This window comes from Streptomyces sp. NPDC111802, from assembly GCF_055634335.1.
The window spans coordinates 13,925-30,408 of sequence record NZ_JBVKCZ010000020.1 but is presented as its reverse complement, the minus strand read 5'-3'; the positions used below and the strand labels follow the sequence as shown (position 1 = coordinate 30,408).

11 protein-coding genes, 3 tRNA genes and 1 pseudogene are annotated in these 16,484 nt (G+C 69.4%); 5 read left to right on the top strand and 10 right to left on the bottom strand.

The window, feature by feature from the left end:
* Nucleotides 1–5: 5 nt before the first annotated feature.
* From ACZ7NC_RS22710 to ACZ7NC_RS22680, 7 genes are all read right to left on the bottom strand, one after another.
* Nucleotides 6–1,550 carry a glycoside hydrolase family 32 protein gene (locus ACZ7NC_RS22710; RefSeq protein ID WP_471490730.1) on the bottom strand — a complete coding sequence of 515 codons (1,545 nt, stop codon included), beginning with the start codon at nt 1,548–1,550 and terminating at the stop codon, nt 6–8.
* A complete protein-coding gene (locus ACZ7NC_RS22705; RefSeq protein ID WP_471490729.1) occupies nt 1,547–2,599 on the bottom strand; it encodes an ATP-binding cassette domain-containing protein in 1,053 nt (350 codons plus the stop codon). The genes ACZ7NC_RS22710 and ACZ7NC_RS22705 overlap by 4 nt, the downstream gene beginning before the upstream one ends.
* A complete protein-coding gene (locus tag ACZ7NC_RS22700) occupies nt 2,596–3,549 on the bottom strand; it encodes an ABC transporter ATP-binding protein (protein ID WP_471490728.1) in 954 nt (317 codons plus the stop codon). Before ACZ7NC_RS22700 ends, ACZ7NC_RS22705 begins: the two co-directional genes overlap by 4 nt.
* 3 nt (nt 3,550–3,552) lie before the next feature.
* Nucleotides 3,553–4,494 (bottom strand): ABC transporter permease, encoded by a 942-nt coding sequence (locus ACZ7NC_RS22695; RefSeq protein ID WP_471490727.1) that lies wholly within the window; start codon nt 4,492–4,494, stop codon nt 3,553–3,555.
* 16 nt (nt 4,495–4,510) lie between these two features.
* Nucleotides 4,511–5,488: an ABC transporter permease gene (locus tag ACZ7NC_RS22690; protein ID WP_190047318.1), complete on the bottom strand. Its 978-nt coding sequence runs from the start codon at nt 5,486–5,488 to the stop codon at nt 4,511–4,513.
* A gap of 101 nt (nt 5,489–5,589) precedes the next feature.
* Complete coding sequence (locus ACZ7NC_RS22685; protein ID WP_471490726.1) at nt 5,590–7,272, bottom strand: ABC transporter substrate-binding protein; 1,683 nt, start codon at nt 7,270–7,272, stop codon at nt 5,590–5,592.
* A gap of 75 nt (nt 7,273–7,347) precedes the next feature.
* A complete protein-coding gene (locus ACZ7NC_RS22680; protein WP_471490724.1) occupies nt 7,348–8,370 on the bottom strand; it encodes a LacI family DNA-binding transcriptional regulator in 1,023 nt (340 codons plus the stop codon).
* Nucleotides 8,371–8,565: 195 nt separating this feature from the next.
* Between ACZ7NC_RS22680 and ACZ7NC_RS22675 the strand changes: the two are divergent.
* Nucleotides 8,566–9,557 (top strand): annotated as a pseudogene (locus tag ACZ7NC_RS22675) (carbohydrate kinase family protein).
* Nucleotides 9,558–10,038: 481 nt separating this feature from the next.
* On the opposite strand, the gene ACZ7NC_RS22670 reads toward ACZ7NC_RS22675, so the two are convergent.
* The 3 genes from ACZ7NC_RS22670 to ACZ7NC_RS22660 form a co-directional block, all read right to left on the bottom strand.
* Nucleotides 10,039–10,112: transfer RNA gene (locus tag ACZ7NC_RS22670), tRNA-Ile, on the bottom strand.
* A gap of 180 nt (nt 10,113–10,292) precedes the next feature.
* Nucleotides 10,293–10,365: transfer RNA gene (locus ACZ7NC_RS22665), tRNA-Asn, on the bottom strand.
* 5 nt (nt 10,366–10,370) lie between these two features.
* A tRNA-Asn gene (locus ACZ7NC_RS22660) sits at nt 10,371–10,443 on the bottom strand.
* Between the two features lie 158 nt (nt 10,444–10,601).
* Between ACZ7NC_RS22660 and ACZ7NC_RS22655 the strand changes: the two genes are divergently transcribed.
* The 4 genes from ACZ7NC_RS22655 to ACZ7NC_RS22640 all read left to right on the top strand — a co-directional run bounded on the left by ACZ7NC_RS22655 (nt 10,602) and on the right by ACZ7NC_RS22640 (nt 16,354).
* Nucleotides 10,602–10,910 (top strand): YtxH domain-containing protein, encoded by a 309-nt coding sequence (locus ACZ7NC_RS22655; protein ID WP_471490722.1) that lies wholly within the window; start codon nt 10,602–10,604, stop codon nt 10,908–10,910.
* Between the two features lie 152 nt (nt 10,911–11,062).
* Nucleotides 11,063–12,517, top strand: coding sequence for an FGGY family carbohydrate kinase (locus ACZ7NC_RS22650; protein ID WP_471490721.1), 1,455 nt, complete (start codon nt 11,063–11,065; stop codon nt 12,515–12,517).
* Nucleotides 12,518–12,692: 175 nt separating this feature from the next.
* Nucleotides 12,693–14,426 (top strand): ABC transporter ATP-binding protein, encoded by a 1,734-nt coding sequence (locus tag ACZ7NC_RS22645; RefSeq protein WP_471490720.1) that lies wholly within the window; start codon nt 12,693–12,695, stop codon nt 14,424–14,426.
* On the top strand, nt 14,426–16,354 hold the full coding sequence (locus tag ACZ7NC_RS22640; protein ID WP_471490718.1) for an ABC transporter ATP-binding protein: 1,929 nt from the start codon (nt 14,426–14,428) through the stop codon (nt 16,352–16,354). The genes ACZ7NC_RS22645 and ACZ7NC_RS22640 overlap by 1 nt, the downstream gene beginning before the upstream one ends.
* Nucleotides 16,355–16,484: the final 130 nt, after the last annotated feature.

Sequence of the window (16,484 nt, the reverse complement as noted above, 5' to 3'; positions counted from 1 at the left end):
GACCGTCACGGCCACAGCGGCCGGAGTCCGTCGGTGAAGGCCGACGCCATCTGCCAGGCGTCGAACCGCTCCAGAGTCACGTCGCCGTCGGCACCGATACCGACGCCGACGGCCTCGTCCGGGCGGGTGGGGTAGATACGGGCGGTCAGGGCACGCCCGTTGGCGAAGATCTCCAGTGCGGAGTGGTCGACGAGGACCCGCAGGTCGACCCGCCCGTCGGGGGCCAACGGCAGCTCTCCGTACCGGGGTTCGGTGTCGACCGTCGGGTCGAGACTGCTGGTCTCGCGGTGCAGGCGGAGGGTGCCGCTCGCTCCGTTGTGCGACCGGCTCACCTCCACGACCGTGCGTTCCGCGCCGTCCGGTGTCTCGCGGAGCACGAGCCGGGCGGTCGCTCCGGGAGCGAGACTCAGGGTCGTCTCGATGTCCAGCTGGTCCCCGCGCACGGCGGGCAGCCGGGTGTACGGGTCAGCCAGCCGGCCCGGAGCCACCTCCACGCGCTCCCGCCGCAGCTCGGTCAGCTCCGGCACCGGGGCCTGATGCAGGCCGCCGTCCGTGGCGAGCGTGACGACCCTCGGCAGGGACATCACACCGCACCAGCCGGCCTGCGCGTTCGCCTCGTCCGTCCGGCCCTCCTGGAGCCAGCCGAGCATGATGCGGCGGCCTTGCTCGTCACGGGTGGACTGGGGGGCGTAGAAGTAGCGGCCGCCGTAGTCGAGGCGGTGGAGGGCTGTGGTGGTGAAGGTGTCGCCCTGGTAGCGGCCGGTCCAGTACAGGGGGTGGTGGGTGGTGCCCTCGTCCCAGGCGGAGAAGACCAGCACATCGGTACTGCCGGCCTCCCCGTCCTCGCCGAGCCGGAAGAGGTCGACGCACTCCCACATCGTGCCGGTCCAGTCGAGCTCGCCCTGGTTCTGCGAGGCGTCGCCGGTCAGCAGGGGGCCGACGTAGCGCCAGCTGCGCAGGTCGTCGGATTCGTACAGAAAGGCCGTTCCGCCGACGCCCCGGATTCCCGAGCCCACCAGCTGGCGCCACACCGTGTTCTCGCCGGAGCCCTCCCGCCAGACGCAGTGGTCGCGGAAGGCCGTGATGTCGACGCCCTCCGGCGGGGCGGTGATGACCGGGTTGGCCGGGTCCTTGGTCCAGTACCTCAGATCCGCCGATCCCCTGGCCACGCACGGGAGTTCATGCTCGCCGTGCCTGCCCGAGTAGACGAGCGTGGGCACTCCCCTGTCGTCCACCAGGACACCGGACCAACAGCCGTCGCGGTCCGGGCCGTCCGAGCCCGGCACCAGGGCGACCGGCTCGTCGGCCCAGTGCACGAGGTCGGTACTGGTGGCGTGGCCCCAGTGGATGCGGTGGTGGGCGGCGGCGAGCGGGTTGTACTGGTAGAAGAGGTGGTAGACGCCGTTCCAGTGACTCAGCCCGTTGGGGTCGTTGAGCCAGCCGCCGGGCGAGGTGAAGTGGAAGCGGGGGCGGTGGGGGTCGCGCAGGGCGCGTTCGGCCAGCCCCTCGGCGGTGTGGCTGCCGGAGGGGAAGGTGAGGTCGTGGGTCATGCGGCGGTGGTCTCCGCTTTCTCAGTGGCGTCGGTGTCGTCCGTGGCCTTGCCGTCCGGCCGGTCGGTGACCTTCAGGACGCGGCGGGCGATGTCGGAGGCGGGTGCGCGCAGATGGCAGCGCACCCAGTGGGGCTGGCCGTCGTCCTCGCCGACGATGTGGCGGACGGGCTCGGTGCGGCTGCACGTGCCGTCGTCGCCGTAGGGGCAGGACGTGGGGTTGAGGATTGCCTCGCGGAGCCTGGCCCGCTCGACGGGGTCGTAGCTGCCGGCCCGTTCGGGGTCGGGTACGGCGGACAGCAGCAGGCGGGTGTAGGGGTGGGCGGGGGCGTCCATGACGGCCAGTGCGTCGCCGCCCTCGACGAGTTCGCCGGCGAACATGACCATCGTGGTGTCGGCGAGATAGCGAGCGGAGCCCAGGTCGTGGGTGATGTAGAGCATGGCGATGTTCCGCTCCTCGCGCAGTCGCCGCATCAGGTTGAGCACGCCGACGCGTACGGAGACGTCCAGCATCGAGGTCGGTTCGTCGGCCAGGACGAGGCGCGGTTCCACCGCCAACGCGCGAGCGATGGAGACGCGCTGACGCTGGCCGCCGGAGAGTTCGTGCGGGTAGGACTGGAGCATGTCCTCGGTCAGGCCGACCGTTTTCATCAGCTCGCGCAGCGCCTCGGGAGTGGCCTGATGGCCGTGCAGGACGAGGGCCCGGGTGAGGAAGTGCTCGATGCGGTGGACGGGGTTGAGTGAGCCGAAGGGGTCCTGGAACACCATCTGGACCTTGCGGCGGTACGCCCGTGACGCCCGGCGCCGCTCGGTGCGCAGGACGTCCTCGCCGTCGAGCAGCACCTGTCCGGCGGAGGGCTGTTCGAGGCGGGCGAGACAGCGGGCGATGGTGGACTTGCCGCTGCCGGACTCGCCGACCAGGGCGGTGATCCGGCCGGCCGGGAGGTCGAAGGAGACGTCGTTGACGGCTCGGACACGGCGCCGGGAGAAGACGGTGCCGACCTGGAAGTCCTTGGTCAGACCGCGTACGGACAGCAGGGGTTCGGTCATCGGGGGGCTCCTTCGAGGCTGCGGGCCACCCAGCGGCCGGGCGCGATCTCGCGCAGGTCGGGGATGTTCGTGGAGCAGTCCGAGCGGTCCTCGGGACAGCGGACGTGGAAGCCACAGCTGTCGGCGGTGCGCGGGACGTCGAAGAGGCCCGTGAGTTCTTGGCGCGGGCCGGTCAGCGGCGGGAAGGCGTTCATCAGCGCCTCGGTGTAGGGGTGGAGCGGCTGGGCGAACAGGTCCTTGGCGTCGGCGAGTTCGACGATCCGTCCGCCGTACATCACGCCCATGCGGTCCGACAGCTCGACCATCAGGGACATGTCGTGGGTGATGAAGAGGATGGAGAAGCCCAGCTCACGCTGGAGGTCGCGGATCTGCGCCATGATCTCCTGCTGCACGACCACGTCGAGCGCGGTGGTCGGCTCGTCCATGATCAGCATCCGGGGGCGCAGTGCGACGGCCATGGCGATGACCACGCGCTGGCGCATGCCGCCGGAGAGCTGGTGCGGGTACGCCTTCAGCCTTCCCGGGTCGATGCCGACCAGCTGAAGCAGCTCGCCGGCCCGCTCCCGCGCGGCGCGCTTCTTCATCCGCTCGTGGGTGGTGAAGATGTCGACGATCTGCTCGCCGATGGTCAGGACGGGGTTGAGCGAGTTCATCGCCGACTGGAAGACCATGGCGATCTCCCGCCACCGGAAGGCGCGCAGCTCGCGTGCGTCCAAGGCGAGGACGTTGCGGCCCTGGAAGCGGATGCTGCCCGCGGTGATCTCCGCCGGGGGCTTCAGCAGCCGCATCACCGCGTTGGCGATGGTCGACTTGCCGCAGCCGGATTCTCCGGCGAGGCCGAAGATCTCACCCGCGCCGATCTCGAACGACACGTTGTCCGCCCCGACGACCGTACGGCCGTCACCGCGGTACTCGACCCGTAGGTCACGCACCTCAAGTACGGGGTCCATGGCTCAGCCCCTCCTCTTCACGGGTCGACGCCTCGCGGAGCGCAGCCTCGGGTTGGTGATCTCGTCGACCGCGTAGTTGACCAGCGCGAGCGCGAAGGCGACGAGGGCTATGCACAGTCCGGAGGGGATGAAGACCCACCACGTGCCGGTCATCAGCGCGCCGTCGTTGCTGGCCCAGTAGAGGTTGGTGCCCCAGCTGACGACGCTGCTGTCGCCGAGGCCGAGGAACTCGAGCGCCGCCTGGGACGTGATGCCGAAGACGACACAGCCCAGCAGGGTGGTCATCACCACGGACGCCATGTTGGGGAGGATCTCCCGGAACATGATCCGCAGCGGGCCCTCACCGGTGACGACGGCGGCGGCCACGAAGTCCTTGCCGCGGATCGACCTGGCCTGCGCGCGCAGCACCCTGGCCGAGCCCGCCCAGCCGGTGATCACCAGTACCAGGACGACGGTGGATGTTCCCGGGGGCAGGAACGCCGCCAGGATGACCAGCAGCGGCAGGCCGGGCAGCAGCAGGAAGACGTTGGTGATCAGGGTCAGCGCGTCGTCCAACAGCCGGCCGAAGTACGCGGACGCGAGGCCCACGAGGATGGCGATGCCGGTCGCCGCGAGTCCGACGGTGAACCCGACGAACATCGAGGAGCGCGCGCCCCACAGGGTGAGCGCGAGGACGTCCTGTCCCTTCGTGGTCGTACCGAGCCAGTGCGCTCCCGATGGGGCCTGACTGCCGGTGGAGTTGATCAGGGAGGGATCGCCGGGGGCGAGGACGGGCGCGAGCAGCGCCAGAGTTGCGAAGACGACGAGCAGGCACAGGCCCGACAGCGCCTTCTTGCTGCCGAGGAGCTGGCGTACCAGTCCGCGTCGTCGGCCCGGTCCCTGCGCGGTGGGCGGGGCTGACGGGGCTGCGGCCGGGGTGTCGCCCGCGATGTCTACGGCGGTCATGTCTCGTCGGCTCCCTTCAGCGGACGCGCACGCGCGGGTCGAGGCGGACGTAGATGAGGTCGACCAGGAAGTTCGCCAGGAGCACGGCTGCCGTGATGGTGAGGAAGATGCCTTGCATCAGGGGGTAGTCGAGGCCCTGCACGGCTGCCAGCAGCTGGAAGCCGATGCCGGGGTAGGCGAACACGACCTCGGTGAGCAGGGCGCCGCCGACGACGAAGCCGAGGCCCATGCCGAAGTTGGTGACGGAGGGGAGCAGCGCGTTGCGGGCGGCGTAGCGGAACATGATCCGCGAGGGGCTGAGCCCCTTCGCCTCGGCCATGGTGATGTAGTCCTCGGCCGCCGTGGCGATCATGGTGTTGCGCATGCCCAGCATCCAGCTGCCGACGGTGACGGCCACGACGGTGAGTGCCGGGAGCACGAGGTGGGTGCCGGCGTTGGAGATGAACTCGGCGTTGAGGCCGGGGGTCAGACCCGCGTCGTAGGCGTGCCGCAGCGGGAACCAGCCCAGGGTCACCCCGAACAGGTACAGCGCGCCCATCGCCAGCCAGAAGTACGGGAACGAGCCGACGAAGATCAGCAGCGGTGGGAAGGCGGAGTCGAGGACGCCGCCACGCCGCCAGGCGGCGACGATGCCGAGCAGGTTGCCGACGACGGCCGCGATGACGAGGGCGGTACCGCCGAGCAGCAGCGTCCAGCCGATCTGCGAGCCGATCACTTCGGTGACCGGGGTCGGGAAGCGGGAGATGGAGATGCCGAGGTCGCCGGTGAAGACGCTCTTGACGTAGGAGACGTACTGCTCCCACAAGGGACGGTCGTCGAGGCCGAAGAGTTTCCGCAACTGGGCTATCTGCTCGGGCTGCATCGCACCCGCCTGCTGCGCGAACATCCGGGAGACCGGGTCGCCCGGCATGAAGCGCGGAAGCAGGAAGTTGAGGGTGATGGAGGCCCAGAAGGCCAGCAGATAGAACCCCAGGTTGCGCAGGATGAGACGCACTGCTCGTGCTCCCTGTCGGTGGGGGTGAACGGGGATGCGGTGCGTGGGGGCGGCCGTCCAGATCGGGGAGGAGGACGGCCGCCGGTCCACGCGGACTCGCGTCAGCTCTTGACGGGCTTCAGCGAGGTGAGCACGAGGATCGTGCTGGTGTTGCGGTTGCCGAGGGTGGCGTACGGGTTGTCTTCCGACGGCCAGCCGGTGAAGCGGGAGTCGGTGTACGCGCCGAACTCGGGTCCGGTGAACAGGGGCACCGCGGGGGCGTCCTTGTCGTACAGCTTCTGCAGGGCGTTGACCTGCTCGCGCTGCCCGCTCTCGTCCGTGGCGGCGGCGAAGGCGTCGATGAGCTTGTCGGCCTTCGGGTCGGCGTAACGGTGGTAGTTCTGCGTGGCCTTCTCGCCGACGGGCTTGAGCATCCCGCTCGACATCACGTCGCGGAAGTACTCGTACGGGGTGGCACCGTTGCTGCTCCACACGATGCCGGTCTCGAAGGTGCCCTGCTCGTACGAGCTGACCACCGCCCCCCAGTCGGGCGTCCTCACGGTGGCGGTGATGCCGACCTTCGCGAGGTTCTGCTTGATGATGTTCGCGGCCGAGATCCAGTCGGAGGAGGCGGAGCCGACGGAGATGTCGAGCGTGAAGTTCTTGCCGTTCTTCAGCTTCCGCTTGCCGCCGCTCTCCTTGTAGCCGGCCGCGTCGAGGGCCTTGGCCGCCGCGTCGGTGTCGTACTTCGTCCAGGTACAGGACGCGGCGAGGTCCTTGTCGCGCCACTTGTCGTACGTGCGGGCCAGGCCCGCGCAGTCGGCGGGCTCGGCGTAGCCGTTCATCGCGACCTTGGTGATCTGGTCGCGGTCCACGGCCATGCTGAGCGCCTTGCGCAGGGCCGGGTCGTCGAAGGGGGCCTTCGTGGTGTTCAGCTGCCAGTTGATCATGGCGCCCGTGGGCGGGTTCCAGTAGTGGTTGTGCTTCTTGTCCCTGGCCACGAAGGACTTCTCGATGTCCGGGATGAACGACTGCGTCCAGTCCGCCTCACCGTTGGTGAAGGCGAGGTTGGCGCTGTCGTTGCCGGAGAAGGCGAGCATCTGGATACCGGCGATCCGCTGCTTCGCGGGCTGCCAGTAGTCGGGGTTCTTGCGCAGTTCGTACGACTGGGCCTGGAACTTCTCGATCTTGGAGTACGGGCCGGTGCCGACCGGATTCGGGTTGGTGAACTTCGCCGGGTCCTTGACCTCGGACCAGATGTGCTTCGGCATGATCTGCTGGCCGGCGATCTCGAAGAAGCCGGGCGAGAAGGGCTTGTTGAAGGAGAACTTCACCGTGTGCTCGTCGACCGCGGTGACCTTGTCGAGGTACTCCAGGCCGCCGAGCACCTTCTTGCGCAGCTCGAAGGTGTAGACGACGTCGTCGGCGACGAGCGGCTTGCCGTCCGACCACTTGACGGCCTCGCGCAGCGTGAAGGTGAGGGACTTGCCGTCCTTGGCCTGCTCCCACTTGGTCGCGAGCCACGGCGTGTCCTTGGCGTCCGCCATGCTGTGCACGACCAGCGGCTCGTAGACGGCCTCCTTGGTCATGGGGGCGGCCTGCGGGGAGAGCGGGTTGAAATTGCGCGTGAACGTCGCCAGATCCTCACGCGGGATGGTGAGCAGCTGGTTGCCGGACGTGTCACCGGCGCCGGAGGTGCCCGAGCCACCCGTACAGGCGGACAGGACCAGGGCCGCGGCGGCGGTCGCCGTGACCGCTCTCAGGACGGCTCGGGACCGCCGTGAAGGTATGCGGGAGGGTGCCATAATGGAGACTCTTTTCCTCTCTTCAACACACAGGGCGAAGACGGGGATGGGATTCCTCGACGGACTGATTAGCGGTCAGACCGACGAGCGTTCGAGCAGCGGGCAGTCGATCGTCACCCGAGGGGTGTCGAGCGGCTGCCCCGCTGCGAGAGCGGCGAGCATGTCGATGCCCTTGGTGCCCATGGCCTCGAAGGGCAGGGCCAGCGTCGTCAGCTTCGGCCGCAGATAGGCGGCGATGAGTTCCTGGTTGTCGAACCCCACCACGGCCACGTCGTGCGGGATGCGCAGCCCACGTTCCTTGATCGCGTCGTACGCGCCCATCGCCATGCGGTCGTTTCCGCAGAACAGCGCGGTCGGCCGGTCGCCGGCCGGGCGGTCCAGCAGTTCGCAGGCGGCGTCATAGGCGCCGTCGGCGGTCGCCCAGCCAGGGACGACGAGGGAGGGGTCGGGGGTGATCCCGGCCTCGCGCAGGGCACGTTCGTACCCCTCGCGCCTGCCGATGGCGGCCGGGATCGCCGGGTCGAGGTTGATCAACCCGATGCGGGTGTGACCGGCGTCCAGGAGCCGGCGGGTCGCCTTGTATCCGCCCGACACCTCGTCGGGCAGGATGCACGGCAGCTCCCCTTCGGCGTCGTAGCAGTTGACGAGCACCGTCGGCACCTCGCGGACGGCTTTGGGGAGCGTGACGGCCCGGTGCCAGGTCGTGGCGTACAGCAGCCCCTCCACGCGGTGCTCCAGCATCTGGTCGAGCGCGGCGGCCTCCTGGGCGGGGTCGCCCTCGCTTGCGGCGATCAGCAGGAACCTCCGGTCACCCCAGGCGCGGCTCTGCGCGCCCGTGATCACCTCGCCCGCGAACGGGCCGGTCACGATCTCGGTGATCAGCCCGAACCACCCGCTGCGGTTCGCGGCCAGCGCCCGCGCCCCGGCGTTGGGCCGATAGCCGAGCTCGTCGATCGCCTCCAGGATCCGCCGACGGGTCTCCTCGGGGATGGCGGCGCCGGGCTTGTCGTTGAGGACGAAGGAGACGGTGGTCCGCGAGACACCCGCGTGGCGCGCCACATCGCTCATGGTGACGCGCTGCGACTTGTTCGTGGCCACTTCCAGTCCCTTTCGCCCGACCGAGGGTAAGACAGCGCCTCCGGTTTCGCGCTTTAATAACGCGCGTTACTTCCGTGTGGCAGGGAAGTTACGTCCGTCTTGAGCGGCATGTCAATACCTATGCATGGGCTGCATCTGGCCACCGGCCCGTTACCGGGCAGCCCCGCGCCCTTCCGAGAGAGGCAAGCAGTCGCCATGGCCCGACCCCAGGCCCCCAGCAACGTCACCGTCCTCGGCGAGTGCGTCGCCGACGCCTTCACCGACCTCGCCCGATCCGGCCCCGGCGAACTCGCGCTGCGCGCCCTGCCCGGTGGCGGACCCGCGAACACCGCCGTCGCCCTTGCCCGGCTCGGAACCCCCACCCGCTTCCTCGGACGGTTCTCCACCGACGCCTTCGGCACCCTCTTCCGTGCCCGCCTCAGCGACTCCGGGGTCGACCTGACCGGCAGCGTGACCGCCACCCCCGAGCCCAGCACCCTCGCCGTCGCCGACCTCGACGACACCGGCCAGGCCACCTACACCTTCTACGCCGATAGCGCCGCCGACTGGCAGTGGACCGACGAGGAACTCGCCGCCACGAGGTCGGACGGCGCGGCTTGCCTGCACACAGGCTCCCTGGCGCTGATACGCCAGCCCGGCGGCAGCCGTATCGAGGACCACCTCGCCAAGGCGCGCGAGCACGTAACCGTGTCCATCGACCCCAACGTCCGCCCCCTCCTCGTGCCGCCCTCCGCCTACCGCGAGCGGCTGCCCCGCTGGTGCGCCCTCGCCGACATCCTCCGGCTCAGTGAGGACGACCTCGCGCTGCTCCTGCCCGGCGCCACCCTTGAGGAGGCTTGCGACACCTGGCACGCAGCCGGCGCGCGCCTCGTCGTCATCACGCTCGGCGGACGCGGCTCCCTCGCCTCCCTCGACGGCCTCCGCGTCACCGTCCCGACCCCGGCTGTGGATGTCGCGGACACCGTCGGTGCCGGGGACTCCTTCACCGCGGTCTGCTCCACCGACTAGCCGCCCTCGGACACCTCGGTGGCCGACTCGACCGGCTGAGCCTTGAGGACGTCACCGACGCCTGCTCGTTCGCCGCCCGCGTCGCTGCCCTGACCTGTTCCGTCCCCGGTGCGAACCCGCCCTGGGCGGACGAAGCGGCACTGGAGACCGACGTCGAGCGGCTCCTGCCGCATGCCTGAACGCGGCATGCCCGTTCCCGCGACCTGAACGCGGGAACGGGCACCGATCCCGACCAGATGGCTGCCGGCACCGCGCGACCTCCCGGACCTCGAATCGCAACCAGGCGGGGCGGTCCTCGGCGGTATGGGCCGCATAGCAACCAGGCCCGGCCTCTATGCGGCCTCGGAAACCTGCGCCGTGTCCGGAGGGCAACCACGTCGACTGCCGAGCTGAGGAGTCAGACGCAAGGCTTCGTCGAAGCCGTTTCAGTACGAGCGGCTTCGCCGACGCTTTCAGCTCGGGCCGCGACGGCAGCCCAGCGATCGAGAGGTCGCCCAGTATCCCGGTGCCCACCACATACGTCTGCGCAGGTCAGAGCTGCGGCAACCAACCATGATGACAACGCCGTTGAACTCACGAGCAGCAGATTCAGTCCGTTGGCCCAAAGCCCTGAATCCGCACCCCTGCTGAGACGTTTCCGCGGGTCACGGACGAGCACAGTGGGGCGGGTGGGACTCGAACCCACGGCCGACGGATTATGAGTCCGCTGCTCTAACCGGCTGAGCTACCGCCCCATAGCGGCGTGTCGCGTACAAGTGTGCGCGCCGTCTGCCGCAGCATAGCCGCTCATACGATCTCCTGCTTCGCATGGTCGACTTCGCATGCCCTGAAGGACTCCGCTGTGACCTGCGCGGTTCCATGACAGGGATGAGGACATGAAAAAGGACCCCTGAGTGGGGTCCTCGTTCAGCATGCTCCCCCGACTGGACTCGAACCAGTAACCTGCCGGTTAACAGCCGGCTGCTCTGCCAATTGAGCTACGGAGGACCGAGCTCCCCCGACTGGACTCGAACCAGTAACCTGCCGGTTAACAGCCGGCTGCTCTGCCAATTGAGCTACGGAGGAATGCCTCGTTGCATCGAACGTACCTACCTGGGTAATCGCCAGGGGGCGTGCGCTCGCTGCGACACATACATTAGCGCAAGCAGGGGGGTGCTCCGCCAATCGGTTCCCCCCAGGCATCGACGCCGCACCAGGGACCTACCAAGCGAAGGGTGGCAGCCATGCGCTACCGAGTCACGTTCGTCGTCGGAGTCGCCGTCGGTTACGTCCTGGGCACACGCGCGGGACGCGAGCGCTACGAGCAGCTGAAGAAGACCGCTGGGGAGATCTCCCGGAACCCCACGGTGCGCAACACCGCCGAGTCAGCGGCCCAACAGGGCCGTGTCTTCGCGGGCAAGGCGTACCACACGGTCAGCGAGAAGGTCGGCGACCGAGTCCCCGAGACGGTGGCCCAGCGAGTCCGCTCCCTACGGGAACGCAGCTCCCACAACGGAGGCGCGGAGGACGACTGGGGCACGAGCAACACCTGACGGCACTTCTTGGACGCCCGAAAGTGCCGCGCCCCGAAGGGACGCGGGGAACTGCGCGACCAGCCCTCCACACACCCGCATCCGAAAGACGCCATGAACCCCCACGACGCCCACGGCCCAAGTAAGCGCAGCGCTACGGCACAATTTGGGCCATGGGGATAGTCGCCGGGTTGGACAGTTCGCCCGATTTCACTCGCATCGTCGTCTGCGACGCGGACACAGGCGCCGTGCTCAGGCAGGGGTATGCCCCGCACCCGGTGGAGTCGCCGGACGGCACGGCGCGTCCCTCCGACGTCGACCCGCAGGCCTGGCTGCTCTCACTGGGTGAGGCGGCCGGCGGCGGGCTGCTCGAAGGCGTGCAGGCCATCGGCGTGTCCACGCAGCAGAACGCGGTGGTACCGCTCGACGCCCAGGGCAACACCGTGCGCCCGGCGATGGTCGGCGGCGACAAGCGGGCCCAGGTCGCGGCGGCGGATCTGATCGACGCGCTCGGCGGGCGCGAGGCGTGGGCGCAGGCCGTGGGCTGTGTGCCGCAGGCCGCGCAGCCGGTGTCCAAGCTGCGCTGGCTCGCCAAGACCGAGCCGGAGCACGCCGCGCGCGCCGCCGTGCTGATGCAGGCGCACGACTGGCTGGTGTGGCAGCTGCTCGGCCGGCCCGTGAGAAGGACCACAGACCGGGGCGGCGCCTCCGGCACCGGCTACTGGTCGGCGGCGACCGGCGCCTACCGCACCGATCTCGTCGAGCTGGCCCTCGGCCACCAGGCGATGCTGCCCGAGGTGATCGGGCCGGCCGAGGCGGCCGGTACGACGCCGGAGGGGCTGCTGATCTCCGCGGGGACGGGCGAGACCATGGCCGCCGCCTTCGGGCTCGGCATCGGGCTGGGCGACGCCGTCGTCTCGCTCGGCGCCTCCGGGTCCGTGATGGCCGTTCACCCCGAGGCACTCGTCGACAGCTCCGGGATGATCACCTCCCTGGCCGACGCGACCGGTATGCACCTGCCGGTCGTCACGACCCTCAACGCCGTACGTACCCTGCGCGGCACCGCCGAACTCCTCGGTGTGTCCGACCTGGAGGGTCTGTCCGACCTGGCGATGAAGTCGACGCCGGGGGCCCATGGGCTCGTGCTGCTGCCCTATCTCGAGGGCGAGCGGACGCCGAATCTGCCGCACACCGCCGGGACGCTGGCCGGGCTGCGGCGGGAGTCGATGAAGCCGGAGCATCTGGCGCGGGCCGCGTTCGAGGGCATGCTGTGCGGGCTCGCGGACGCGCTCGACGTGCTGCGCGGGCGGGGTGTCGAGGTGCGGCGGATCTTCCTGCTCGGGGCGGCCGCCGAGCTGCCGGCCGTGCAGGCGGCGGCGCCCGCGCTGTTCGGGGCGCAGGTCGTCGTACCGCAGCCCGCGGACTACGCGGCGATCGGCGCCGCCCGGCAGGCCGCCTGGGCGCTCGGGGTGTCGCAGGGCACACTCGACCCGCGCACCCCGCCCGTCTGGCAGGGCGCGGCCGCGCAGATCCTGGAGCCCGGTGACGAACTGGCGGTGGGCCAGGCGGTGCGTCAGCAGTTCGTGTCGGTGCGCGAACAGACGCATCCGAGCGCCTTCCGGCCGTAGCGGTCGGGGCGGGCCGGGCATGCGGAAGGTAAGAGACCGGTAGGAACGGAACCCGGAAGGCCGTACGCGGCAGCGCTGACGGCTTAATCGGTTGAGGTAACGCGGGTGGAGTGTCCGACGATAGGGGCCAGGGGCAACCAATGGCCTCCCCGTCGCCGACTCCGAGAGAAGCAGCGTGCTCATACGACTTCTGCGGACCCACCTCAGTCCGTACCGAAAACCCATCGCCTGGCTGGTGCTGCTGCAGTTCCTGCAGACCTGCGCCACTCTCTACCTGCCCACGCTGAACGCGGACATCATCGACAAGGGTGTCGTCAACGGCGACACCGGCTACATCCTCAGCTACGGCGCGCTGATGATCGGCATCTCGCTGGCGCAGGTCGTGTGCAACATCGGTGCCGTCTACTACGGCGCCCGGACCGCGGCGGCGCTCGGCCGGGACGTGCGGGCCGCCGTCTTCGACCGGGTGCAGTCCTTCTCGGCGCGTGAGGTGGGCCACTTCGGCGCGCCCTCGCTGATCACCCGTACGACCAATGACGTCCAGCAGGTGCAGATGCTGGCGCTGATGACGTTCACGCTGATGGTGTCGGCGCCCATCATGTGCGTCGGCGGCATCGTGCTGGCGCTCGGCCTGGACGTGCCGCTGTCCGGGGTGCTGGTGGCCGTGGTGCCGGTGCTCGGCATCAGCGTTTTCCTGATCGTGCGGCGGCTGCGGCCGCTGTTCCGGACCATGCAGGTGCGCCTCGACACCGTGAACCGGGTACTGCGCGAGCAGATCACCGGCAACCGTGTCATCCGCGCCTTCGTGCGCGACGACTACGAGCAGCGGCGCTTCGGCAAGGCCAACGCCGAGCTCACCGAGATGGCGACGGGCACCGGCAATCTGCTCGCGCTGATGTTCCCGATCGTCATGACGGTGGTGAACCTGTCGTCCATCGCGGTGGTGTGGTTCGGCGCCCATCGCATCGACAGCGGCGGGATGCAGATCGGTGACCTGACCGCGTTCCTCGCCTATCTCATGCAGATCGTGATGTCCGTGATGATGGCCACCTTCATGTTCATGATGGTGCCGCGCGCGGAGGTCTGCGCCGAGCGCATCCAGGAGGTCCTGGACACCTCGTCGAGCGTGGTGCCGCCGGTGGCGCCCGTGCGGGAGCTGCGCCGGCACGGTCATCTGGAGATCCGGGGGGCGGGCTTCCGCTATCCGGGCGCCGAGGAACCGGTGCTGAAGTCGATCGACCTGGTCGCCCGGCCGGGCGAGACGACGGCCGTGATCGGCTCGACCGGCAGCGGCAAGTCGACCCTGCTGGGGCTCGTGCCCCGGCTGTTCGACGCGACCGACGGCCGGGTGCTGGTGGACGGGGAGGACGTGGCGGCCATCGATCCCCAGCTGCTGGCGCAGACCGTGAGCCTCGTACCGCAGAAGCCGTACCTGTTCGCCGGGACGGTGGCGACCAACCTGCGCTACGGCAATCCCGACGCGACGGACGAGGAGCTGTGGCACGCGCTGGAGGTGGCGCAGGCCAAGGAGTTCGTGGAGCGGCTGGAGGGCGGGCTCGACGCCCCCATCGCCCAGGGCGGGACGAACGTGTCCGGCGGTCAGCGGCAGCGGCTCGCGATCGCTCGCACCCTCGTCCAGCGCCCGGAGATCTATCTCTTCGACGACTCCTTCTCCGCCCTCGACTACGCCACCGACGCCGCCCTGCGTGCGGCGCTGGGGCGTGAGACCTCCGAGGCGACCGTCGTCATCGTCGCCCAGCGGGTGGCGACCATCCGGGACGCGGACCGGATCGTCGTCCTCGACGAGGGCCGGGTGGTCGGCACCGGCCGGCACCACGAGCTGATGGCGGACAACGAGACATACCGGGAGATCGTGCTCTCCCAGCTGACGGAAGCGGAGGCTGCCTGATGGCCGGGCCCATGGGACGGATGATGGCCGGCGGCGGTCCCGATCAGCGCTCGTTGGACTTCAAGGTGTCGGGCCGGCGGCTGATCGGCCAGTTCAAGCCCGAGCGGATCACGATCTATGCACTGCTGTGCTGCGTGGTCGTGAGCGTGGGCCTGTCGGTCGCCGGGCCGAAGATCCTCGGCGAGGCCACCGACCTGGTCTTCGCGGGCATCGTCGGGCGGCAGTTCGAGTCCGGGATGACCAAGGAGCAGGTCCTCGCGGCCATGCGGGAGCGCGGTGACGACCAGATCGCCGACATGCTGCGCAGCACGGACTTCACGCCGGGCCAGGGCATCGACTTCACCGCCGTCGGGCATGTCCTGCTCTTCGCGCTCGCCGTGTTCGTCGTCGCCGGTCTGCTGATGGCGGTGGCGACGCGGCTGGTGAACCGGGCCGTGAACCGCACGATGTACCGGATGCGCGAGGACGTGCAGGCGAAGCTGTCGCGGCTGCCGCTGTCGTACTTCGACAAGCGCCAGCGCGGTGAGGTGCTGTCCCGGGCGACCAACGACATCGACAACATCGGGCAGACGCTCCAGCAGTCGATGGGGCAGCTCATCAACTCGGTGCTCACCATCATCGGAGTGCTGGCGATGATGTTCTGGGTGTCGTGGCTGCTGGCGCTGGTCGCGCTGGTGACCGTGCCGGTGTCGTTCTTCGTCGCCACGCGTGTGGGCAAGCGGTCGCAGCCGCACTTCGTGCAGCAGTGGCGCTCGACGGGCAAGCTCAACGCGCACGTCGAGGAGATGTACACCGGGCACACCCTGGTGAAGGTGTTCGGGCGGCAGGAGGAGTCCGCGAAGCAGTTCGCCGAGCAGAACGAGGCGCTGTACGAGGCGGGCTTCAAGGCGCAGTTCAACAGCGGGGTGATGCAGCCGCTGATGCTGTTCGTGTCGAACATCAACTACGTCCTGGTCGCGGTGGTCGGCGGTCTGCGGGTCGCGTCGGGCTCGCTGTCGATCGGTGATGTGCAGGCCTTCATCCAGTACTCGCGGCAGTTCTCGATGCCGCTGACGCAGGTCGCGTCGATGGCGAACCTCGTGCAGTCCGGTGTCGCCTCGGCGGAGCGGATCTTCGAGCTGCTCGACGCGGAGGAGCAGGAGGCGGATCCCGTGCCGGGGGTGCGGCCGGAGGAGCTGCGGGGCCGGGTGGCGCTGGAGCGTGTGTCCTTCCGGTACGACCCCGAGAAGCCGCTGATCGAGGACCTGTCGCTGAAGGTGGAACCGGGGCACACGGTCGCGATCGTCGGCCCGACCGGCGCGGGCAAGACGACCCTGGTCAACCTGCTGATGCGCTTCTACGAGGTCTCGTCCGGGCGCATCACCCTGGACGGCGTCGATGTCTCCCGTATGTCCCGGGACGAACTGCGGGCCGGGATCGGGATGGTGCTGCAGGACACCTGGCTGTTCGGCGGCACCATCGCGGAGAACATCGCGTACGGGGCGTCCAGGGAGGTCACCCGGGGCGAGATCGAGGAGGCGGCGCGGGCCGCCCACGCCGACCGGTTCATCCGTACGCTGCCCGAGGGGTACGACACGGTGATCGACGACGAGGGGTCCGGGGTCAGCGCGGGCGAGAAGCAGCTGATCACCATCGCGCGGGCGTTCCTGTCCGACCCGGTGATCCTGGTCCTCGACGAGGCGACGTCGTCGGTCGACACCCGTACCGAGGTGCTGATCCAGAAGGCGATGGCGAAACTGGCGCACGGGCGTACGTCGTTCGTCATCGCGCACCGGCTGTCGACGATCCGGGACGCCGACACGATCCTCGTCATGGAGAACGGCGCGATCGTGGAACAGGGCGCGCACGGGGAGCTGTTGGCGGCCGACGGGGCGTATGCGCGGTTGTACAAAGCGCAGTTCGCCCAGGCGGTGGCGGAAGTGGACTGATTCGCGTTCGGGGGTGCCATGGGTGTCGTGGGGCGACTGCGGGTCCGTTGTGGCTGGTCGCGCAGTTCCCCGCGCCCCTTGAGTACGTGCAGTTCACGCCCCTTCAGGGGCGCGGGGAACTGCGCGACCA